Annotated in this window: 17 protein-coding genes; 8 read left to right on the top strand and 9 right to left on the bottom strand. The window is 63.9% G+C overall.

Features of this window, described 5'->3' with window-relative positions; genetic code table 11:
- Window positions 1-340 precede the first annotated feature (340 nt).
- The 6 genes from HUN39_RS16645 to galK all read right to left on the bottom strand — a co-directional run bounded on the left by HUN39_RS16645 (window position 341) and on the right by galK (window position 5,187).
- A complete protein-coding gene (locus tag HUN39_RS16645) occupies window positions 341-1,183 on the bottom strand; it encodes a lytic murein transglycosylase (protein WP_175095565.1) in 843 nt (280 codons plus the stop codon).
- A 116-nt stretch (window positions 1,184-1,299) separates the two neighbouring features.
- On the bottom strand, window positions 1,300-1,527 hold the full coding sequence (locus tag HUN39_RS16640) for a hypothetical protein (RefSeq protein ID WP_175095564.1): 228 nt from the start codon (window positions 1,525-1,527) through the stop codon (window positions 1,300-1,302).
- A 106-nt stretch (window positions 1,528-1,633) separates the two neighbouring features.
- On the bottom strand, window positions 1,634-2,293 hold the full coding sequence (locus HUN39_RS16635; RefSeq protein WP_175095563.1) for a 3-oxoacid CoA-transferase subunit B: 660 nt from the start codon (window positions 2,291-2,293) through the stop codon (window positions 1,634-1,636).
- On the bottom strand, window positions 2,293-2,949 hold the full coding sequence (locus tag HUN39_RS16630) for a CoA transferase subunit A (protein ID WP_175095562.1): 657 nt from the start codon (window positions 2,947-2,949) through the stop codon (window positions 2,293-2,295). Before HUN39_RS16630 ends, HUN39_RS16635 begins: the two co-directional genes overlap by 1 nt.
- A 15-nt stretch (window positions 2,950-2,964) precedes the next feature.
- The gene (locus HUN39_RS16625; protein WP_175095561.1) at window positions 2,965-4,014 is read right to left on the bottom strand and encodes a UDP-glucose--hexose-1-phosphate uridylyltransferase; all 1,050 of its coding nucleotides are present in this window, start codon (window positions 4,012-4,014) and stop codon (window positions 2,965-2,967) included.
- A 9-nt stretch (window positions 4,015-4,023) separates the two neighbouring features.
- Window positions 4,024-5,187 (bottom strand): galactokinase, encoded by a 1,164-nt coding sequence (gene galK / locus HUN39_RS16620; protein ID WP_175095560.1) that lies wholly within the window; start codon window positions 5,185-5,187, stop codon window positions 4,024-4,026.
- An 83-nt stretch (window positions 5,188-5,270) separates the two neighbouring features.
- On the opposite strand from galK, the gene HUN39_RS16615 reads away from it, so the two are divergent.
- Window positions 5,271-7,229 carry a beta-galactosidase gene (locus HUN39_RS16615; protein WP_175095559.1) on the top strand — a complete coding sequence of 653 codons (1,959 nt, stop codon included), beginning with the start codon at window positions 5,271-5,273 and terminating at the stop codon, window positions 7,227-7,229.
- Between the two features lie 26 nt (window positions 7,230-7,255).
- Here the strand turns inward: HUN39_RS16615 and HUN39_RS16610 are convergent, their stop codons facing one another.
- Window positions 7,256-8,269 (bottom strand): magnesium transporter, encoded by a 1,014-nt coding sequence (locus tag HUN39_RS16610; protein WP_232366165.1) that lies wholly within the window; start codon window positions 8,267-8,269, stop codon window positions 7,256-7,258.
- Between the two features lie 220 nt (window positions 8,270-8,489).
- Here HUN39_RS16610 and HUN39_RS16605 point away from each other — a divergent pair, with 220 nt between their 5' ends.
- Together HUN39_RS16605 and HUN39_RS16600 are read left to right on the top strand one after the other, a co-directional pair.
- Window positions 8,490-8,858 (top strand): DUF5132 domain-containing protein, encoded by a 369-nt coding sequence (locus HUN39_RS16605; protein ID WP_175095558.1) that lies wholly within the window; start codon window positions 8,490-8,492, stop codon window positions 8,856-8,858.
- Window positions 8,859-9,302 (top strand): hypothetical protein, encoded by a 444-nt coding sequence (locus tag HUN39_RS16600; protein ID WP_175095557.1) that lies wholly within the window; start codon window positions 8,859-8,861, stop codon window positions 9,300-9,302. It begins immediately after the preceding gene.
- Window positions 9,303-9,304: 2 nt separating this feature from the next.
- Here HUN39_RS16600 and metK read toward each other — a convergent pair whose 3' ends face one another.
- On the bottom strand, window positions 9,305-10,486 hold the full coding sequence (metK, locus tag HUN39_RS16595; protein ID WP_175095556.1) for a methionine adenosyltransferase: 1,182 nt from the start codon (window positions 10,484-10,486) through the stop codon (window positions 9,305-9,307).
- Complete coding sequence (locus HUN39_RS16590) at window positions 10,476-13,376, bottom strand: cation-translocating P-type ATPase (protein ID WP_232366164.1); 2,901 nt, start codon at window positions 13,374-13,376, stop codon at window positions 10,476-10,478. Before HUN39_RS16590 ends, metK begins: the two co-directional genes overlap by 11 nt.
- Window positions 13,377-14,054: 678 nt before the next feature.
- On the opposite strand from HUN39_RS16590, the gene HUN39_RS16585 reads away from it, so the two are divergent.
- From HUN39_RS16585 to HUN39_RS16570, 5 genes are all read left to right on the top strand, one after another.
- Window positions 14,055-15,200 (top strand): catalase family protein, encoded by a 1,146-nt coding sequence (locus tag HUN39_RS16585; protein WP_232366163.1) that lies wholly within the window; start codon window positions 14,055-14,057, stop codon window positions 15,198-15,200.
- Window positions 15,188-17,008, top strand: a complete 1,821-nt coding sequence (locus HUN39_RS16580; RefSeq protein WP_175095555.1) for a c-type cytochrome — start codon at window positions 15,188-15,190, stop codon at window positions 17,006-17,008. The genes HUN39_RS16585 and HUN39_RS16580 overlap by 13 nt, the downstream gene beginning before the upstream one ends.
- 323 nt (window positions 17,009-17,331) lie before the next feature.
- Complete coding sequence (locus HUN39_RS19035) at window positions 17,332-18,138, top strand: hypothetical protein (RefSeq protein ID WP_210267024.1); 807 nt, start codon at window positions 17,332-17,334, stop codon at window positions 18,136-18,138.
- A 91-nt stretch (window positions 18,139-18,229) separates the two neighbouring features.
- Window positions 18,230-19,594, top strand: coding sequence for a Y-family DNA polymerase (locus HUN39_RS16575; protein ID WP_210267026.1), 1,365 nt, complete (start codon window positions 18,230-18,232; stop codon window positions 19,592-19,594).
- A complete protein-coding gene (locus HUN39_RS16570) occupies window positions 19,591-22,890 on the top strand; it encodes an error-prone DNA polymerase (protein WP_175095553.1) in 3,300 nt (1,099 codons plus the stop codon). Before HUN39_RS16575 ends, HUN39_RS16570 begins: the two co-directional genes overlap by 4 nt.
- Window positions 22,891-22,986 lie beyond the last annotated feature (96 nt).

Here is a 22,986-nt window from a genome sequence, read left to right as displayed (position 1 = left end):
CCGCGATCCCCTTGCGACATGACCAAGTGAATCAACTCAACCCCGATTTGGCCAGAGGTTTTTGGAGGCGTCCAGCTGGCCAGAGAGATATTCTGCGGCGCGGAGAGCGAAACGCCGAACGCGCCCGCACAAAGCGCAAGCAGGAATATGCCGCGGCGAAATTTCGAGACTGAGGCGTAAGGCATGGCAAAACCTGCGCTGGTGAGGCGGCGGAACCGTGAGCCTTATAGCCTAGTCGAAATTTAGAACAACGAACTTTTTCAACGAAGAATTTGCTAAAATTTACGATAGCGGATCGTTCAGCGATCGTTCGAGATGCGCCTGAACAGCGCGACGCCTCTCACTGCGCGCCCGTGAGCTTCGTCGCCAGCAGGGCGATCGTTTTTACGTAAACGCGCGCCTGATTCCACTCGAGCAGAATCGCGAAGTTCGGCTCGCCTTCATTCCAGCCCGCGCCAGAGCGCCAGCCTTTGCCCTTGAGGAAATTCGCCGTCGACGCGAGCGCGTCCGCCGTGGATCGTATGAGATCGCGTCTGCCGTCGCCGTCGAAATCGACGCCATATTTCAGATAGGAGGAAGGCATGAATTGCGTCTGGCCGATTTCTCCAGCCCAGTCGCCGCGCATCTGCGCCGGGGACATATCGCCGCGCTCGACGATTCTCAGCGCGTGCTTCAGCTCTTCATGAAACTGCGCGGAGCGCCTGCAGTCATAGGCGAGCGTCGCTAACGCCTGCATCGTCCTGAAGCGCCCATTGTCGGCGCCAAAGCCCGTTTCCAGTCCCCAGATCGCCACGAGCACCGCTCCGGGAACGCCATAGCGCGCCTCGATCTGTGCGAGCAGGGCCGCGTGCCGCTGAAGCAGCGCCCGCGCCTTGCTCAAGCGCGCGGGCGTCACCAGGCGACTCGAAAACTTCTCGAAACTTTGGTGAAAAATCCGCTGTCCGCGGTCGCGGCCAATCACCGCGTGATCATAGGCGACGCCAGTCAGCGCAGCGTCGAGCGTCCGTTGCGAAACGCCTTCCGCCGCGACGTCGCGTTTCATCTCCTCGAGCCATTGGCTAAAACCGGACGCCGACGATCCGCAGGGCGCGGCGCGCGCCGATACGGCGCAAGCGCACAACGCCAGCGCGCTGGCGGCAAGCAACGCGCCCCACGCCTTGGCGCTTTTCGACAGCCGATTCATGGCCGGCAGTTTAGTGGGCCTGCGAAGGCGCTGCAATGAAGCTGCGCACCCTCACGGCGCCCGACCCTTGGCGGAATGCGCGGCCGGCGCCGGCATTCCTCAAGCGACGCGCTGAATCAGCGGCGCTTTGCCTTGAACTGGCGTTTGCACGCGCTTGAAAGCTCGTTCATATGCGCGCGCAGGCACTTTTCGACGGCGATCGCATTGGGCTCTTCCGCCGCGCAGAACTTGTGGGAATCACGCTCGCAGGCCGTGCGCTGCTTGTCCATCGTCCGGGCTGTCGCGGGATTGAACGCGGCGAGGCCAATGAAGGCGGAAAGAGAAAAGATCAACAGCTTACTCATCGGTTGCTCTTTCGTTTAGGCTAACGACCGCTGCGCAAAGTGCGCTACGCGGCCAGAGCGATACCTGTATCGAGCGTGGTCGATATCAAGTATCGACGCCTGCCTGCTAATCGCGACAGAGAGGCATCTCAGGCGTAACTTCCGGCACGATCAGCCGCGCGCCAGTAGAGGCGACGATATCCGCGACGCTGACGCCGGGCGCGCGTTCGCGTAGCGCCAGCCCCTCATCGGTCGGCTCAATGACGGCAAGCTCCGTCACGATCAGGCTGACGCGCCGCGTCGCCGTCGGTGGTAAGGTCAGAGATTCGACCATCTTCGGCTCGCCCTTGGCGACGTGCTGCATCGCTATGATGACGCGCTTGGCGCCCGCGACGAGGTCCATGGCGCCGCCCATCCCCGGCGTAAACTTTCCCGGAATCATCCAGCTGGCGAGATGACCCGCGGCGTCGATCTGCAACGCGCCAAGCACCGCCATGTCGACATGGCCACCTCGAATCAGCGCGAAGCTCGTCGCGCTGTCGAAACTCGCGGCGCCCGGCAGCGCCGCGATGAAGCCGCCGCCTGCATCGATGAGATCGCGATTCTCCATTCCATCCGGCGGCGGCGCGCTGAATCCGATAAGGCCATTTTCACTCTGCATGGCGACGGACATCCCCTTTGGGATGAAACGCGCCACGAGAGTCGGCAGGCCGATTCCGAGATTGACGAGCATGCCGTCGCGCAGCTCCAGGGCGACGCGGCGCGCGATGATTTCCTTAGCGTCCATCAGCGCGCCCTGCCCACGATGTGCGTGACGAGCACGCCCGGGGTGCGCACCGCGTCGGGCGGAATGACTCCAACCGGGACGATCTCGTCGGGTTCGACGATGACGCAGTCCGCGGCGAAGGCCATGACCGGGTTGAAATTTGCGGCCGTCAGACGATAGGTCAGATTGCCGTAATAGTCGGCCTCATGCGCGCGCAGCAGGGCGAAATCCGCCCGCAGCGGCTTCTCGATGAGAAAGCTCGCGCCGTCAATCTCGATGACCTGCTTGTCCTGCGCGACGACCGTTCCCACGCCGGTCGGCGTCAGGACGCCGCCCAGCCCGCTGCCCGCGGCGCGAATGCGTTCGGCGAGCGTGCCTTGCGGTATGAGCTCCACGTCGATCGCGCCGGCGCTCATCAATCGCTGCGTGGTCGGATTGGTGCCGATATGCGAGACCTCCACGCGCGCAACGCATCCCGCTTCGATCAGCCTGCCGACGCCGACCGTCGGATAGGCTGTGTCGTTGCCGATGATCGTCAATGCGCGCGCGCCACGCGCGACGAGCGCGTCGATCAACCGCTCAGGCGACCCGACGCCCAAAAATCCGCCGATCATGACGCGCGCTCCGTCGGGAACGAGCTGCGCTGCGGCTTCGACGGCGATCGCGCTTTTCCTCATCTCGCTGAATCCCGCTTATCGTGTGGGCTTGTCGAGATAATGCGTTTCGGAAACCTCTCGCAGACGCGCCGCCGCCGTTTCCGGCGTGATGTCGCGTTGCGGTTCGCCCAGCATCTCGAAGCCCACCATGAATTTCCGCACGCTCGCCGAACGCAGCAGCGGCGGATAGAAATGCGCGTGAAAATGCCAGTTGGCGTGTGGCGCGCCGTCCGTCGGGCGCTGGTGAAATCCCATCGAGTAGGGAAAGTCGGTTTCAAACAGATTGTCGTAGCGAATCGTCAGGCGTTGAAGGATCTCGGCGAGCGCCTCAACCTCGTCTCCGGTAAGATCGTCAAAAGAGCCGATATGCCTTGTGGCCAGCACCATGGTTTCAAACGGCCAAATCGCCCAGAACGGCACAAGCGCAACGAAATGATCGTTGCCGCAAACGATTCGCTCGCCGAGGCTTTGCTCGAGCGCGAGATAGTCGCATAGCAGACAGGAGCCGTTCTGCTTCTGATATGCACGTTGGCGCTCCGATTCCTTCGCGGCTTCGTTCGGAATGCTGTGCGTCGCCCAGATCTGGCAGTGCGGATGCGGATTGCTCGCGCCCATCGCCGCGCCGCGATTTTCGAAAATCTGCACATAGTTGATCGCGTCGAGTTCGCCCAGACTAATGGTTTCCTCCCGCCATGCGTCAATGACGGGAACGATCTCGGGAACGGTCATGCGCGATAAAGTCAGATCGTGGCGCGGCGAGAAGCACAGCACGCGGCATCGGCCGGGCTCGCTTTGCGCGACAAGCAGTCCGTCTTGAACGATCTCCTCCGCTGACGCCTGCGGCGTGAGCGCCGCGAAGTCATTGTCGAAGGCGAAAACGCCTTCATAGTTGGGATTTCGCCCGCCATTCGCCCGCGCATTTCCCGGGCACAGATAGCAGGTCGGATCGTATCGAGGTCGATCGGGATCGTGGGTCTTTTCCACCTGGCCTTGCCATGGACGACTGGTCCGATGCGGCGAGACGAGCACCCACTCGCCCGTGAGCTGATTGAGTCGGCGATGCGAAGCGCTGTTCAGCAGGGACACGAGCCGCTCCTAATCGCCGACAGGGCCCGCGCCAGGACCAGGCACGCAGGTGAGGATGGGCGGCGTAACGCCAGTCGCTGTGCGATATCTGTCAGCCATCGCCTGCGCGAAGGCTTCCGCGCGGCTCGCTTTCACAAGATTGATGGTGCAGCCGCCAAATCCGCCGCCCATCATCCGAGCGCCATAGACTCCCGGAAGGCTGCGGGCGATATCGACCATGAGATCAAGCTCGGCGCAGCTTACCTGATAATCGTCGCGCAGACTTTCATGCGAAAGATACATGAGACGGCCGCATTCCTTAAGGTCCCCCGCGTCCAGCGCCGCAGCGGCGCGCAACGTCCGGTCGATCTCGCCAACGACGTGACTCGCGCGGCGAAAGACGAGTTCGGGCATCGCATCGGCGTGTCGCATCAATTGGGCGAATGTCACGTCCCGCAACGCCGCAATTCCATCGATCCGCGTCGAGAGAATCGCGACCGCGCGCTCGCAGTCCGCGCGACGCAAATTATATTCATCGCTCGCGAGCTGGTGGCGCACCATCGTGTCGCAAAGGACAAGACGCGCATTCGGATCTATCGCGACCTTCCGCGAAACGAGACTGCGGCAGTCGAGCAGCAGGGCGCTCCCAGCGACGGCGCAGCACGATATATACTGGTCCATAATGCCGCAGCGAACGCCAACGAACTGATTTTCGGCGCGTTGACAGATTTTGGCGAGTTCGACTCTGTCGACCTCGCAGCCGGAAATCGTCAAAAGCGCGAAGCCCGCGGCGACTTCAAACGCCGCCGAGGCCGAAAGTCCCGCGCCAATGGGCAGATTTCCGTCGAGGATGAGATCCGCGCCGCTCAGCTTGTAACCGGCGCGTTGGAGAAAGATCGCGACGCCGCGCACATAATCGGTCCAATCGCCGCGCGGCTGTGCGTTCGCGTCGTCGAGGTCGAATTCGACGACTTCATTCATGACAAGCGAGCCTATCCGCAAACGGCGGTCGGAGCGCGGCGCAATGGCGGCCCAGATCGAGAGATCAAGCGCCGCCGGCATGACGAAGCCGTCATTGTAATCGGTATGCTCGCCAATGAGATTGATGCGGCCCGGCGCCCGAAAGAGGCGTGGCTCACGCTCGAAACTGCGGCGGAAGGCGGCAACCAGATCTCGCTCGATCCTCGACTCCATTCCGGCCACAATCCCATTGTCATCAAATCGTCAAGGCGACGCCGCATCGGATCGGCGGTAGGGGATCAAATGATAGTCCGCGCATGACACGTCAACGCCTTGGCGTTTGCTACTATCCTGAACATTGGCCTCAGTCACGCTGGAGCGAGGACGCGGCCATGATGAAGGAGATAGGTCTCTCCTTTGTGCGGATTGGCGAATTCGCCTGGTCGCGGCTGGAGCCGAGCGATGGCGCTTATCGTTTCGAATGGCTGAGCCGCGCCATCGAGGCGCTGGATCGCGCCGGCCTCAAGGTCGTGCTTGGCACGCCGACGGCGACGCCGCCCAAATGGCTCGTCGATAAGATGCCGGAGATGGCGGCGCTCGACGCCGATGGGCGGCCGCGCAAATTCGGCTCGCGCCGCCATTATTGTTTCAGCCACGAAGGCTACGCTCAAGAATGCGAGCGCATCGTCGAGCATCTGGCGCGGGCTTTCGGCGGCCATCCCGCCGTAGCGGCGTGGCAGACCGACAATGAATATGGCTGCCACGACACTGTGCTGAGCTATTCGCCAGCCGCGCTGCAGGCGTTTCGGCGATGGTGCGAGGCCAAATATCGCTCGATCGAAACGCTGAACGAAGCCTGGGGCAATGTCTTCTGGTCGATGGAATATCGAAGTTTCGACGCGATTGAGCTGCCGAACCTGACCGTCACCGAAGCCAATCCGTCGCATCTGATGGATTTTCAGCGCTTCTCATCCGATCAGGTCGTCGCCTTCAATCGACGCCAAGCGCAGATCATCCGCCGTCATGCGCCGGACGCGACGATCCTTCATAATTTCATGGGCGCGTTCGTCGACTTTGATCACTATGCGCTGTCGGATGATCTCGATATCGCCGCGTGGGACAGCTATCCGCTCGGCTTTCTCGAACGCTCCTCTCACGACGATGATTTCAAGCTGCGCTACATGCGCGTGGGCGATCCTGACTTTCAGGCCTTTCATCACGATCTCTACCGCGCGTGCGGGCGCGGCCGATGGCAGGTGATGGAGCAGCAGCCGGGGCCGGTGAATTGGGCGCCGTGGAATCCGGCCCCCGCGAAAGGCGCCGTGCGGCTCTGGACCTTCGAAGCCTTCGCCGCCGGCGCCGAGGCGGTGAGTTATTTTCGCTGGCGGCAGGCGCCTTTCGCGCAAGAACAGATGCACGAGGGGCTGCTCCTGCCAAACGCCGCGCCGAATGAAGCCTATGATGTCGTCGCGCACATTTCGAAGGAACTCGACGCTCTCAACGCGCATGTCGAAACAGCGCGCGCGCCAGTGGCGCTGATCTTCGATTATGAAAGCGCCTGGGCGTGGCGCATCGAGCCGCAAGGCCAGAACTTCTCCTATTTCGATCTCGTCTTGGGCTTCTATCGGGCGCTGCGGCGCGCGGGGCTCTCCATCGACGTCATACCGCCGACCGCGGCGGCGATCGCTGATCGAAGGCTGATCATCGCTTCCGCGCTTTTTGCGCCGTCTGACGACTTCGCAGAGGCGCTGGCGAAAAGCGACGCGACCATCCTTCTCGGTCCCCGCGCCGGATCGAAGACGGCTGATTTTCAAATACCTGCGGAACTGCCTCCCGGAGTTTTGCGAGGCGTGATCGACATTCGCGTCAGACGCGTCGAAAGCCTTCGGCCAGGCGCACGAATTACGCTCTCCGGACAAGGCGCTTTCGTGCGGTGGCGCGAATTCTTGGCTCTCGGCGAGAGCGTCGCGCCCGAATTCACATCGGAAGACGGCGAAACGGCGCTCGCGCGATCCGACAACGTCTTTTATCTCGCCGGTTGGCCCGACGAAGAATTGCTGAAGAGCGTGCTGAGACGGGTTTTCGTTGTCGCTGGCATATCGACGCTCGATCTTCCGGAAGATATCCGCGTCCGCGACAATGGGGCGATGCGCTACATTTTCAATTACGGCGCGACGACGACGGATATTTCGGCGCTGGTCGGCGAAGAGACTCTCCTGATCGGCTCGTGTCTTCTCGAACCTTGCGGCGTCGCCGTCTTCAGGCGTCGCGACTGACCGCCGCACTCTCTTAAACGCGCGGCTCAGAACACCAGCCAAGAAGCGACGACAAAATAGGTCAAGAGCGAAAACGTGTCCTGCACCACGGTTGCGACCGGGCCGGAACCGAGCGCTGCGTCATAGCCGAGCCGCGCGAAAATCCAGGGCATCAGAAATCCGAACGTCGTTGCGATGGTGCTCGCGACCGCCAGCGAAATTCCGACAGTCGCGGCGAGGCCGACGCTCGAAAAGAAGAACCAGACAATCGGGAAAGCGAGACCGCCGAGCATCGCGCCGAGCAGCGCCCCGGTGCCCAGCTCCCCGGCGAAGAGCGGCAGCAACGCCGAATCGGTCAGCGACAGGCCGCGGATGACCACGACTTCCGACTGCGTGCCGACCGAATCCGCGAGATAGACGATCGCAGGGATAAAGAAGGCGACGGCGATATGCGCGCTGAGCGCGGTTTCGAAGCGCGACATCATGGCGGTCGCCGCGGCGCTGCCGGCCATGCCGACAAGCAGCCATGGCAATCGATAAAGCGCGCGACGGTGCGGCGCGGCCGTCAATGCGTCTCTTGCAGCCTCCGATTTGCCGAGGATGCCCACCATGTGATGCAGATCCTCAAGATGCTCGTCGCGCAAGATCGTCATGAGCGCGCGCGCCGGCACGGCGCCGAGAAATCTTCCTTCGGCGTCGCAGACGGCCAAGATGGACAGGCCCGAGTGAATGGCGACGCTCGCCGCAGCTTCGCGATCCGCGCCGAGCGGCACGCTGTAGGCTTCGGCCGTTCGCGCAATGTCATGCAGCGGCGTCGTCTCCGGCGCGCCAAGCAGATCGCGTATGGCGACGACGCCAATCAGACGACCATCTTCGGCAAGCACGAAAACATGCGAGGCGTCGTCGAAACGCTGGCCGATCAACCGCCCCCGCGCCTCGCCGGCGCTCTCCTGCCAGCGGGCCAGAGGCACGGACGTCACGAGATAGCGCCCCACGGTCTGGCCGTTCATCTCCACTGGAGGCAGGCGGTCGAGCGTCTGGATACTAGGCATTGCGGTCATGGCTTCTCATGATGTTCTGAGAGACAAGCGGCGTCCGAGCCGATTGAGCAGCGGGTAGCCGCAGCTCATAGGACCGCGCCACGTTACAGTTATGTGACCGTGTTCGCGCGCTCTTTTCGCGATCGCGTCGATTGTTGCTGATAGGATGTCTTGATAGAATTTCTTCGCCGTCGCCGCTTGGCCCCGGCGGCCCATAGCGAATCGGACCGGAGTCGAAGTGATGAAACCCTTTGGATTTGCATTGGGCGCGTTGACGGGCGCCGCCGCCGTTTTGCTCCTGAACCGTCAGGGAACGCAGCGCGTGCGCCCGATCGCCAAGGCGGCGATGAAAGCCGCGGTGATGGCCTATCACGAAGCGCGCGTGCAAGGCGCCGAACTCGCCGAGGCCGCCGAGGATCTCTTCGCCGAAGCGAAGACCGAGGCCGCAGCCGATATTTTCGCGGCCGCGATGGCCGCCGCCCAGGCCAAGGCCGCGCAAGCCAGAACTGAAGCGAAGACCGAAACCAAGCCCGAAGCAACGTCAAAGCCCGAGAGCGCGGCGCCAGCAGGCGAAGCTCCCGCCTCCCGGGCCGCAAGCGAGAACGCGTAAATGAACGACGCAATCCTGCCACTGGCGCAGGTGGCCCACGCCATGCCCGGCCGCGCGCGGCTGCGTGTCGCCGACCGCCGCGGCGACGCCGCTTATTTCGCTTCGGTCTCCAAGGGCCTGTCGGCGATCGCCGGCGTTCGCAACGTCGAAGTGGCGCCGCTGACGGGCAGCGTGCTCATTCAGCACAGCGGACCCTTGGCGCGCATCGGCGCCGCGGCGCAGGAGGCGCGGCTCTTTGTCGTCGGCGAAGCGCCTCACGCCGCGCGCGAGGCGCCGGAAGTTTCCATCGATCCAAAGGTCATCGCGGCGCTCGCGCTCTTTGCCGCCGCGCTGTGGCAGATGTCGAAGGAAAGCGTTTTTCCGCCGGCGATCACCTTGCTGTGGTACGCGAGCCGACTGGGCGGCGTTTGGTCGCTGGATGGCGACGGCGGGAATGGGGAATAGGCTTAACTCTTAAGCGCATCCACGACATCCAGCGCTTCCCACGGGAGGAGGAGATCGGCGCGGCCGAAATGTCCGTAGGTCGCGAGCGGAAGATAGAAGCCGGCCGGGCCGCACATCTGGGGCGCGGTGCGCAAGCCGAAGCGGCGTACGATCGAGCCAGGCCGGAAATCCAGGAGCGCGGCGAGGCGTCTGGCGATTTTCTCATCCGCAAGATAGCCCGTGCCGAAGGTCTCGACCGAGAGACTGATGGGCTCCGCCTGCCCCGCCGCGTAAGCCAGGTGAACTTCGCAGCGCTCGGCAAGGCCCGCCGCGACGATATTCTTGGCGGCGTGCCGCGCCGCGTAAGCGCCGGCGCGTTCGATGCGCGAAGGGTCCTTGCCTGACAGCGCCGAGCCGCTCTGGCGCGCGATCTCGCCATAGGCATCGATGCCGTTCTTGCGCCCGGTCAGGCCGGCGTGGCGCGCCGGTCCGCCGATTTCAAAGGGTTCGCCGGCATTGACGTGAACCGTCGTGTGGGCGTCCGGCCTCATGGCGCCCGCGGAAAGCGCATCAAGCGCGATCGCGCGCAGCTGTCCGAACTTGGTGTCGTCCATCGCCTCGCCGTCAAAGGCGACGGTCAGCGAAACCCCATAGATTCGTGCGGGGCGACCGCCGCGATATTCAATCGAGACTTGCGTCTTGGCGTCGGGCGAGAGCGACGAAAATCCGTTGCGCCGAGCGGCGTCGAGGGCGCGGGCGACCTTATGCGCGAGGCTAATCGGCGCCGGCATGAATTCAGGCGTATCGCGACAGGCGTAACCGAAAACATTGGCTTGCTCATGCGCGACGCGCCTGCTGATCGCCGCGTCGTCGTCGAGCTCTTGGAGAGGCGGCTCGCGCGCCTCGAGCGGCAATTCAACGAAGCTCGTCAGTATCGAGCAATTGCGCGCGTCGAAGCTTCCGGCGGCGTAGCCGGCCTCCTGCATGACCGCACGCGCGAGCGCCGGCAAATCGACGAGCGCGTCGGCGGCGTATCGCGCGGCGAGAAAGACGACGCCCGTCGCCAGGGCGCACTCCACAGTTGCGCGCGCGCGATCGTCTTCACGCAGGAGCGCATCAATGGCCGCATCGCTGATCTGATCGCAGAGCTTGTCGGGGTGACCCGGAGTCACCGACTCCGACGTGAAGATCATGTCAGGCGACATCGCTTTCTCCATTGCCGAACGGCGGCGCCTCTTCGCGATCGGCGATTCTGCCGATGATATCGTTAGCGAGCGAACTGCCGAGGGCGATGGCGCCGATCCGCAACAGATCGCCGGCGCCGAGCGGCGACAGGCCGAGAAGTCGCCGGGTCAACGGAAAGAGTTGCACACCCGCCTGCAGCAGCAGGGTCGCGCCGACGGCGCCATAGAGCGTCGGATTGGGCGGCCTGCCGATCTCGCAGCTTAATCCGCGCAACTCCGAACGACAGGACAGGCTGTGGAGCAACTGGCCGCAGGTGAGGCCGTGAAAGGTGACGGTGCCGGCGCGCGCGCCGCCTGCCCCGCCGCCGAGGCTGAAATAGCCGATAAGCGCCGCGACGCCCATCACCGAACCCTCGCGAAGAATGCGCCTAAAATCGGAAGCGGCAAGAATCGGCGCTTTCGGATCATGCGGCGGCCTATCGAGAACGTCGGGCTCCGGCGGCTCAAGTCCTAGCGCGATCGCCGGCAGCGCGTCGGTCGCCAGATTGAGCCAGAGCAGTTGCATCGGCGTCAACGGCTCGCCGCCGACCAGCGCGGCGCCGAGCATGGCGATCGTCTCGGATGCGTTGGTCGATATGAGATAGCGCAGCACCTTGCGGATATTCGCGTAAGTGGCGCGGCCAAGTCGGATCGCCTCGACGATGCCATCCATGTCGTCGGTCGCGAGCACGATGTCGGCGACCTGACGGGCGACGTCGGCGCCTTCTCCGCCCATTGCGATTCCGACGTCCGCCGCGCGCAAGGCGGGGCCGTCGTTGACGCCGTCGCCAGTCATCGCCACGATATGGCCGTGGCCTTGCAGCGCCTTGACGATGTTGAGCTTGTCGACGGGGCTGACGCGCGCGAATACATGCGGCTGTCTCGCCAGCGCCTCGAGCATCTCGGGCTGCATCTTCGCCATCTGCCCGGCTTCGAGCACGCGCAGCTCGCCGCCGTGATTGAGATCGAGGCGCCGCGCGATGGCGAAGGCGGTCGCGCTTTGATCGCCGGTGATCATCACCGTGCGCACGCCGGCGCGATGCAGCTGCTTGAGCGCCGGGCCGACGCTGGCGCGAATAGGATTCGCCATGCCGGCGAGTCCAAGCCACACGAGATCCCGCTCGTCACGGGGATCGCCGCCGGCTTCGCCGATCGCGACGCCGAGAACGCGCAGCGCGTCGCCAGCCATGCGTTCATTGGCCTTGAGAATGGCGGTCCGCGCCGGGCCGTCAAGCGGCGCTACGCCATCGGCCATGCTGCGGGTCGCGCAACGCGCCAGCACCTCGACCGGATCGCCTTTGACGCAGAGCACGCGCACGCCGCCGGCCACTTCGTGGAGCGTGCTCATGCGCTTGCGGCCCTCGCCGCGCGCCACGCAGGTCGCCATAGGAGCAGATCGACGCAAAGCGATGGGATCGACGCCCATCGCCACGCCCGCTTCGATCAGCGCGGTTTCGGTCGGCGTGCCGTCGATCTCCCAACCTTTCGCCGCGGGCGCGACGGCGGCGGCGCTGCATAGCGTCGCCGCTTCGAAGAGGCGACGCGCAATAGCGACTGTTGCGGCGTCGGCATCGACGCCGTCTCGCAACAGTCGGCCCTCCTGCAGCTCAACCGCGCCATTGTCGACGTGCACGCAAACGGCCGCCATGCGGTTTTCGGTGAGCGTGCCGGTCTTATCGAGTCCGATCGTTTCGATCGCCCCAAGCGTCTCCACCGCGTCGATCTTGCGCACCAGCACCTTGCGTTTGCGCATGTCCTGCACGCCCAAGGCGAGCGTCGTGGTCGCGACTGCGGGCAGCCCTTCGGGGATGGCGGCCACGGCAAGCGAAATCGCGCTGCGCAGAGTGGGGATAAGTCCGTGGCCGCGCAGAAGACCAAGAGCGAAGACGCACGCGCAAATGGCGCCATTGACGATGACAAGTTCGCGCTCGACGTCGCCAAGTTCGCGCTGGATGGGAGTCTGGGGCCGCTGCAGCGCGCCGAGCAACTGCTGCACGCGGCCGATCTCGGTCTGCGCGCCGATAGCGGTGATAATGGCTGCGCCGGATCCGCCGGTCACCGCAGTGCCGCGAAACACCATATTGCGACGATCCGAGACTCCCGTATCCGGCGCCAGAACAATCTTTGCGTCTTTCGGCGCCGGTTGCGCCTCGCCGGTGAGCGGCGATTCGTTCACGGTCAGATCGTCGCTGGCGATCAGGCGCGCGTCTGCAGGCACGAAGACGCCGCGCTCGATCAGCAGGAGGTCGCCCGGCGCGAGATCGCGCGCGTCGATCCTCAATCGCGCGCCATCACGGATCACGGCGGCGTCCGATAGCTCCTCCGAGGCAAGGCCCGAAATCGTACGGTCCGCCTGACGTTCGGTGGCCGCGGCGATGCCGGCGTTGATCAGCACCACCGCAGCGATCATCACCGCGTCGGCGACGCCGCCGGTCGCGAGCGACACCACCGCCGATGCGCCGAGCAAAACAATCGGCAGACTGGTCAACTGCTCGGCGAAAACAATCGCAGCCGAGCGCGGCTCTGCGCGGCGGAGCTCGTTACGCCCCCATTTCCCTAATCTCGCCGCGGCGTCCTCTGTCGTTAAGCCTCGACCGATATCCGTCTCCAGCCGCGTCGCGAGCGCAGCGATCGCCTCGGCGTGAGCGGCGTTTTCCGGCGTGAGCGACGCGCCTTCGCCGACGTCCCATGCCGGCTCTTCGGCGACCGCCGCTTCGAGCGCCTGCATCAGCCGCGCGCTTGTGAGGGGCTGCTGAAATTCAATGAGAGTCGAACCCGTCAATTCGCTGGATCGAACGAAAAGGACGCCGGGCAGACGTCGGAGCCGCTTCTCGACGGCCCGCGCGAGCGCTGCGCGGCCGCGAAGACCCATATGGCGGATCCGCGCGCGGTCGCAACAAGCGTCATGAATAAGCTCAGCGCCAAATTGCGCACAGGACTCAACGCCGAAGCGACGTGAACCTACGGGCGCGTTCTCTGAGTCCGCTTCAGCCAGGATCATTGAGCACATTGTCTGGCGCGCATCGAAGCCCGCTTTTCACGACCGTTCGATGACATTTTTCGGCTCTGCGGAATCGCTTCCGCAAAACCGCTGTTCTGTCTTCGGCAGCCGATCGTAAACGGCGACGCGCAATGGGCGCACTCCGCACTGTTTGAGATCGCTACTATAGTTGCGCGCAAGGGATAGGCGCAACCGCGCGCCACTGCGCTGCGCTGCGCATCCTGCGCTGCAAATTCGACCGCCGGCGGAACCTTAGCGAAGGATCGGCGTTCCCCCACAAGCGGCAAGCTTATATTGCGCCTTTGTCAGTTTGCAAAACTGATAGCGTTTTCAGTTTCGTCGATTCGGGTGGGAGCGAACAATGTTCTTGAGAGAGCTGCTCGCGGCGAGCTTCGCCGCAACCGCATCTGCTATCGCGCCGCTCAACGTTCTTCACAACGTCGATAACGCCATTCTAGGCGTCAAGGTCACGCGGGCGTATAACGCCATTGCGGCGGACTTCTTTCAAATGCGCAATTTAAAAATCGCTTTCTCGAGGGGAGGACGATCATGACAAAGAGACGGAGCGCGTCTGTCGCGGCCGCCATGCTTTTGGCCGTGTCAACAAGTCCGCGCCAAGGCGCCCACGCCGAGCAGGCGGCAGCCGCCGTCACGACGCCGCCGCCGCTCACCAAGTTCGAAAAGGCGCCTCCGGGCGAAGCCGAGCAGATTGGGCAGATCATTTCGCTCACCACGCAGCTTCTGCAGATGCGCTATCCTGAAGGCATGGCGCGGCGCGGCGTGCATCCAAAAGATCACGGCTGCGTCAAAGCGACGTTCATCGTCAATCCCGATATCCCCCAGAATTACCGGGCTGGCGTCTTCGCGACGCCGGGCAAGAAATATCCGGCCTGGATTCGCTTCTCCAACGCTACGCCCTTTCTTGCGCCCGATCTTGGAAAGAAGGGACCCGACAGCCGCGGCATGGCGATCAAGCTCATCGGCGTCGAGGGAGAGACGCTGCTGAACGAACCCGGCGCGAAGACGCAGGACTTCCTGCTGATCAATCTTCCCGGTTTCGCCTTCCCGAACGTCTCCGAATATCTGGAAGTCACCAAAATTCAGCTCGCGAAACATGACGACATCACGTCCTTTTTTACGCCGCCCCTGTCGCCCGATCGACTGAAGACGGCGGCGGTCGTCAAGAAGATCCAGCAAACCAATGTCGGCAATCCGCTCGAGAGTCCGTATTTTTCCGCTGCGCCGTTTCTCTATGGCCCCGACAGGGTCGCGAAATTCAGCGTGACGCCGAGAGGCGGGGAAAAGACGCCCGTGCCGGCAAATCCAACCACGAATTATCTGCGCGAGGCGATGAAGAAGAGCCTCGATCCCGCCAATGGCAAGCCGGCTGTCTTCGATTTCAAAGTCCAGCTGCGCAATGATGATTCGCTGCCAATCGAAGACGCGACCGCCGAATGGTCGGAGACGACCGCGCCGCAGCAAAATGTCGCGACGATCGAGATCGACAAGCAAGATTTCGACAATGCGTTTCAGGTGACGGAATGCGAGCATATGGCGTTCACGCCATGGCACGGGCTGACGGCGCATCGACCGATAGGCGGCATCAATCGGCTGCGTCGCGACGTCTATATCGCCTCTTCGAAGTTCCGGTCCCAGCCCAAAGAGCCGACGGGATTCCCAAAATGGCCGTGGTGACGCATCTCACAAGCGCTATCGCGCGCGTTTCGTTCGTCGCAGGCTTGGCGCTGGCGTCACACGCCTGCCTCCACGCGCCGGTTTGGGCGCAAACGGCGCCGGCCGGCGGCGAGTGGCGCGCCGAGCAAGAAAGACGGTTGAAGGCGCTCGACGCCTACATCAGCCGCAAGCCGGTCGCCTATCGTTGGTTCGCGGATTTTCCCTTTGGCCTGACGGATGGCGCGCCCTTCATCATTTTGAAGCTGCTGCCGAAGCTCGCGCCCGAAGAATGGGGCAGCGGGAATAATTTTCTCGACGTCGCCGGCCTCTTCATCGATGAGCGCGATCCCACCTACCCCATCGCGCGCGGCTTCGGCTGGACCGGATTGGCGCGCGACACTCCCAGCGGCGCCGTCGATTACGCGGCGTTGAGTTGCGGCGCCTGCCATATCGGCCGCGTGCGTCTCGATGACGGCAGTTTTCGCTATCTCGACGGCGGCGTGAACGCGCAGTTCAATCTCGTGCAATATCGCGTCAGAGTCAGAAACACGATCGAGAAGATCACCGCCGGCGCGACGACGCCAGAGGAGAAGATCGAACGCGCCACTCGGGCCATTCTTACAGCGCTCGACAAGGCGCATGCCCAAGACAGAAATTACTTCTACAAGAATTACTCCTTCGCTGGCCGCCGCTTCGACGCCGCCTATGAGACGCGTCAGATCGAGCTCTTCATGCAGGACGCGCCAGCGATCATCGGCAAATATCTAACGCGTGCGGGACTGGAATACGTCTCGCTGCTCGACCTCGTCTACAAGAACTACAAAGGCTTCGAGGAGCAGATGACCCAGGGCTTCGGCGGCATGGCCGACGCGACCGGAGTCAGCACGTCGATGGTCTACGCCGCCGCCGAAGCGCGCGGCGAAAATCCCGATCCGAAGACAAGCCTGCCGCCGACGCCGGGCATCACCGACTTCATGGCCGTGTGGGAGCAGGAGAAGCGGCTGGCGCGCTGGTCCCCGGATCACACGCTACTCGTCGACGGCGGCGGGCAATGGAACGGCAATATTCCGATTCCGATCTTCCGCAACCTCGCCGCCGAATTGACGTTGGGGCTCGGAGCCGACACCGACATTCGCATCGCCGCTTTCAGCGAGGATCTGCTGCGCGATCTGCCGGCGCCCGTCTATCCCTTCCCCGTCGATCTCGCGCTCGCAAAAAAGGGCGCGGCGCTCTTTGAAGAAAATTGCGCGGCGTGTCATCGGCCGCATAACGGCAAGGTCTACGACCTCGGCACGGATCTCGGCCGGGCGCGGGTCGTTAGTGATATAATTGCGAAAAACGCCCGCGACAGTTTCACGAAGATCTGTCCGCCGACGAGAGTCGTCGAGATGCCGCCCTCGGGCGACCGGATCGCGCCCTGCGCCAAGTTCGAAGGGGTCTCGCTGGAGAACCGCGCCGACGTCTCCATGGCCGATCCCGCGACGCATGAAGGCTATAACGCGCTGCCGCTTGGCGGCGTGTGGGCGCAGGCCCCCTATCTGCACAACGGCTCAGTGCCGACGCTTTATCATCTCCTCGTCCCGCGCGAGCGCCCGGCTGTCTTCATCAAGAGCCGGCTGGACTATGACAAGAAGCTCGTCGGCTTCTCCTGGGAGCCGGCGCAGACGCTCTCGCGCGAGGGCTATCGTTTCGACACGACGTCCTTTCCGGCGCTCTCCAACAAGGGACACGACAAAGACGTCGTCGAGGACGGCAAGACCTTGAAGCTCGATTGGTCGGACGACGTCGCCGGCGCGATGGCCATTGTCGAATATCTGAAGACGAAGTGAGCGCAGAAGACGACGCTGCACGCTTCTCTGACGATGGGGTGAAGATTTCCTCATCCTGAGGAGCGGCCGAAGGCCGCGTCTCGAAGGACGAGGAAACCTTCATGACGCCCTCGGGACCTCGCCCTCGCGCTTCGAGACGCGCCCCGATCTTGGGCAAGCCCAAGATCGACATTTATATGCGCAAGTCGGGTAAACCCGACTTGCGGGCGTTCCTCAGCAGAGGGCGAGTGTAGTCGCCCTTTCACCTGATTGTTCTCCCTAACCCCATAGCTTGACTCTCCCGCATCGGGAGTCATTATAAGAACATAACAGGAACTCGTGAGATGACCCAACCGCTGGCGTCGCTGCGGAAAAGCCTGGCTTGCGCCCATCCGGCCGCAGCTGCCGAGACGATCGCGCTGGGCGCGCCCGCCCTTGATCGGCGGCTTGGCGGCGGCATTCTCCGGGCGGCGCTGCATGAGGCCTATGCCGGGACCGCCGCCGACGCCCCGGCGGCGACGGGCTTCGCCCTGGCGCTCGCCAGGCGCGCATTGGCGGGCGCGGAGAAGCCGCTGCTCTGGGTCCGGCAGGAGGCGCTGACCGCCGAATCCGGCGCGCCCTATCCGCCGGGCCTCGCCGACATCAGCCTCGACCCCGCCGCTGTCGCCTTCATTCGCGTGCGCGACGCCAAGGAGGCGCTGCAGGCGGGCCTGGAGGCCGGGCGCTGCGCAACTGTGGGCGCGACGCTGATCGAACTCTTCGGCGAAGCGCGCGCCTATGACCTCACCGCGAGCCGGCGCCTCTCTCTGGCGGCGGCCGCCGCCGGCTCGCCGATCTTCGTTACGCGCATCGGCGCCTCCCCTGCGCCGAGCGCCGCCGCCAGCCGCTGGCTGGTGCGCGCCGCGCCTTCCCGCGCGCTGGCGGCGAATGCGCCGGGATCAGCGGCTTTTACGGTTTTTCTGCTGCGCCAGCGTGGCGGCGCGGCGGGGCAAGAGCAGCATGAGTGGCGTGTGGAGTGGAACCGTGACCGTGGCGCCTTCGAGGACAGAACATTCGACGCATCGTCGCTATCTGGCCCTGTGGCTTCCCTTCCTGTCGGCGGAGCGCCTGGCGAAGGCGCGCCTCAGACAGCCGGACGCAAATTCGGATGACGCGCCGCTCATCCTCGTCAAAAAAGAACGCAGCGCGCTGCGCATCGACGCGCTCGATCGAAAGGCGATCGCGCTCGGTCTGACGCCGGGCATGACGCTCGCCGACGCCAGGGCGCGCGCCCCCCATCTCGCCGTCGCGCAGGCCGACCCTGACGCCGACGAGCGGCTGATGCTGCGGCTGGCCGCCTTTTGCGAACAGTTCACGCCGCTCGTGGCGCTCGATCCGCCCTGCGGCCTCTTGCTCGACGCGACCGGCTGCGCGCATCTTTTTGGCGGCGAAGCGATGATGCGGACCTGCATCCTGCAGGCGATGGCGCGCCTCTCCTTCACGGGCCGCGCCGCCGTCGCCGGAACGCCCGAGGCCGCGCGCGCTCTGGCGCGTTTTGGCCAAGAGGGCGTCACGCCTCCGGGCGAAGATGAAATTTTCACACGCCCGCTCTCCATCGCCGCGCTCGAAGCGCCAAAAGAGACGAGCGTGGCGCTGACGCGCGCCGGCCTCACGAGCTTGGGCGATCTCGCCGATCGTTCCTCGGCCGCGCTGACGGCGCGTTTTGGCGACGAAACCATGCGGCGGCTGACCCGCATTCTGGGACGCGAAGACGCGCGCATCACGCCCTTGCGGCCCTTGCCGGAATGCATGGTCGAGCGGCGCTTCGCCGAGCCTTTTCTCGATCTCTCTGCGATAGAGAATGTTCTGCGGCCGTTGATCGCGGAAGCGATGAGCATTCTCGAAAGACGTGGCGAAGGCGGCCGCGCTTTTGAAGCGCGCTTCTTTCGCACCGACGGCGCCGTCGCGGCCCTCAATTTCGAAACCGGCGCGCCCTCGCGCAATGTCGAGGCATTGCTGCGTCTTTTTCGCCTGAAGGCCGACTCGCTCGCCGATCCGCTCGATCCGGGATTCGGCTTCGACGTTATCCGCTTTTGCGTCCTCAACGCCGAAACTCTGGCGCAAAGCCAGATCGGCTTCGAGCGGCAGGACGCGCAGGAAGGCGACGTCGCCGATCTCGTCGATCGCCTGGCGGCGCGTTTTGGCCGCGAACGCGTGCTGCGCTTTGCGGCGCATGAGACGCATGATCCCGTGCGCGCCGCCTCCTATGTTTACGCGGCGTCTCCTTCCAAACCCAATTCCTGGGAGAAACCGGAGCCGGCCGAACCGCCCTTGCGGCCGCTGTTTCTGTTCGATCCGCCGCAGCCCATCGACACAATGGCGGAGACCCCGGACGGGCCGCCGATGCATTTCAAATGGCGCCGCGTGCGCCATTTGATCGCCCGCGCCGAAGGGCCCGAGCGCATCGCGCCGGAATGGTGGCGCAACGCAGTCGGCCGCGACAGGCGAACGCGCGACTATTACCGGCTGGAGGATCGCGACGGCCACCGCTTCTGGGTGTTTCGCGAAGGCCTCTATGAAAGCGAAACCGCCGCGCCGCGCTGGTTCCTGCATGGGCTCTTCGCATGAGCGCGCCTTTCGCCGAACTCGTCGCGGCGACGAATTTCTCCTTTCTGCGCGGCGCGTCGCATCCTGGAGACATGGCGCTGACGGCGCTGCTGCTCGGCCATAGCGGAATTGGGATAGCCGACCGCAACAGCGTCGCCGGGGTCGTGCGCGCCTATGCCGCGCTTAAAGAGCTGCGCGAAAAATTGCGCGATCCGCCGGCCGGCGACGACGCCGCGCCTCTGGCGCAGATCGACGCAGAGCGCGCTCAATCCTTTAAGCTCGTCGTCGGCGTGCGGCTCGTCTTCGCCGACGAGACGCCCGACATCGTCGTTCATCCACAAAACCGCAACGGCTGGGCGCGGCTCACGCGGCTGCTGACGACAGGGAATCTGCGCGCCAAGAAAGGCGAATGCCGTCTTTATGTCGACGATCTCGCACAAGCCGCCCGCGATCTGCTGCTGATCGTCATGCCGTCGCGCAATCTGGCGCGCCTGCCGTCCATGCTTGCGCGTCTCAATGATCTTGCGCCAAGCGACGTCTGGCTCGGCGTGACCATGCCGCGGCGGGGCGACGACAGGCGGCGTCTTGCAAAACTGAAAGAGATCGCCGCGCGAACGCAGACGCCTTTGCTTGCGACGAATGACGCGCTTTACGCCGATCCCGGCCAGCGCGATCTGCAAGACGTCATGACCTGCATTCGCGAAGGCGTGACGCTCGCGCAAGCCGGGCGCCGGCTGGAGATCAACGCCGAGCGTCATTTGAAGACGCCTCAAGAAATGGCGCGTCTCTTCACTGAGACGCCAGAGGCGATCGAAGAGACGCAATGTTTTCTCGCGCGCGTCGATTTCTCGCTCGATCAACTCAAATATGAATATCCCGATGAGCCGGTGCCGCCCGGGCGCAATCCCCAGGACTGGCTCGAGGAACTGACCTATCGCCACGCGGGGATGCGCTATCCAGACGGCGTGCCGGAGAAGGTCGAGAAGCTCCTGCGCGAAGAACTGGCGCTCATCAAGACGCTCGACTATGCGCGTTATTTTCTCACCATCCACGACATCGTGCGGATCGCCGAAGATAAGGGGATTCTCTGCCAGGGGCGCGGCTCCGCCGCCAATTCCGCCGTCTGCTATGTGCTCGGCGTCACCTGCGTCGATCCGGCGGAGAATGATCTGCTCTTCGCCAGATTCATCTCGCAGGAACGCAAGGAGCCGCCCGACATCGACGTCGATTTCGAGCATGAGCGGCGCGAAGAGATCATCCAGCATATTTACGGCAAATACGGCCGCGAGCGCGCGGGACTCGTCGCGACCGTCATCAGCTACCGGCCGCGCAGCGCCATTCGCGAAGTCGGCAAGGTCTTCGGACTGACCGAGGACGTGACCGCCGCGCTCGCCAGCACGCAATGGGGCAGTTGGGGCTCCGACATTCCGCAGGCTTATATCCGCCAGACCGGGCTCGATCCCGAAAATCCAATCATTCGCCGCGCCATTCATTTCGCCACCCGGCTGCTCGGCTTTCCGCGCCATCTCTCGCAGCATGTCGGCGGCTTCGTTCTCGCGCGCGGACGGCTCGACGAGTTGACGCCCATCGCCAACGCCGCGATGCCTGAGCGCACCTTCATCGAATGGGACAAGGACGACATCGACGCGCTCGGCCTGATGAAGGTCGATGTGCTGGCGCTCGGCATGCTCACCTGCATTCGGAAATGTTTCGATTATTTACGCGCCCATGAGGGAAAAGACATGGGCCTGGCCGATGTGCCGGCCGACGATAGAGCGACCTACGACATGCTATGCCGGGGCGATTCCATCGGCGTCTTTCAGGTCGAGAGCCGGGCGCAGATGAACATGCTGCCGCGCCTGAAGCCGCGCGAATTCTATGATCTCGTCATTCAGGTGGCGATCGTGCGTCCGGGGCCGATTCAGGGCAATATGGTGCATCCCTATCTGCGCCGCCGTTCCGGAAGCGAGCCGGTGATCTATCCCTCGCCCGCGCCGGAGCACGGGCCGGCGGATGAATTGCGCAAGGTTCTCGAAAAGACCAAGGGCGTGCCGCTCTTTCAGGAGCAGGCGATGAAGCTCGCCATGGTCGCCGCAAAATTCTCAGACGTTGAAGCCAATCGTCTGCGCCGCGCCATGGCGACTTTCCGCAATCTCGGCACGATCCATGAATTCGAGGCGTTGATGGTCGAGCGCATGGCGGCGCGCGGCTATGATCGTGGCTTCGCGCAAAGCTGCTTCGAGCAGATCAAGGGCTTCGGCTCCTATGGCTTTCCGGAAAGCCACGCCGCGTCCTTCGCCAAGCTCGTCTACATCTCCTCCTGGATCAAATGCCACTATCCGGCGATCTTCGCCTGCGCGCTGCTCAATTCGCAGCCGATGGGCTTTTACGCGCCGGCGCAGATCGTGCGCGACGCGCGCGAGCATGGCGTCGACGTGCGCGCCATCGACGTCAATTTCAGTGAATGGGACAATAGGCTGGAGCGCGCGGAAGACGGAAATTTGGCATTGCGTCTCGGCTTTCGGCAGGCGGACGGCGTGCATGAGAACGAAGGACATCGCATCGTCGCAGCGCGGACGAAGCCCTATGACAGCGTCGAAGATCTCGCGCGGCGGGCGGCGCTCAACGGCGCGACGATGCGTGCGCTCGCCGACGCCGACGCATTCCGTTCTTTGCAAAGCGACCGCCGCGACGCGCTCTGGGCCGTGCGGCGTCTGCCCGACGCGAAACCCCTGCCGCTCTTTGCGGCCGCGGACGCGCGCGAACTCGCCAGTGAAGAAGATCCGCTGCTGCCGTCCATGTCGCTTGGCGAACATGTGGCGGCCGATTATCAGACGCTGCGGCTTTCGTTGAAGGCCCATCCAATGGCGGTGTTGCGGCCGATTTTCGCGCGCGAACGGATCATGTCCTGCGCGGAAGTTTCGGCGCTCACTGACCGCGCCTTTGCGCGCGGCGCCGGCGTCGTGCTGGTGCGGCAGCGGCCCGGACAGGGCAACGCCATTTTCGTCACGCTCGAAGACGAAACCGGCATCCTCAATGTCGTCATCTGGGCGCGGCTCTTCGAGCGCTACCGCCGCGAGACGATGGCGTCACGACTCATGCTGGTGGAAGGAAGGGTGCAGAAGAGCCCCGAGAACGTCGTGCATCTGATGGCGCAGCGCATTATCGACCGCAGCCAAGAGCTCAATAGGCTGTCAGAAGCGCATCGGCCGGAAATCGTGCTGTCTCGCGCGGACGAATTCATCCATCCCCAGCATCCGCGCGGCGGCCATCCGCGCAATGTCCGCATCCTGCCGAAATCGCGGGATTTTCACTAGATCACGCTGCATTTGGGCGGAATCGCCCAAATGCAGATAAATTGATCGACTTCCATAGTTTAGAGCGCGCTCTACGCGAAAAACCGGTTCCCACTT

Source organism: Methylocystis silviterrae (genome assembly GCF_013350005.1).
In the GTDB taxonomy this organism is placed as follows: Bacteria; Pseudomonadota; Alphaproteobacteria; order Rhizobiales; family Beijerinckiaceae; genus Methylocystis; species Methylocystis silviterrae.
Note: the sequence above shows the minus strand (reverse complement) of the source record. Positions and strands in the feature narration are given on the sequence as shown.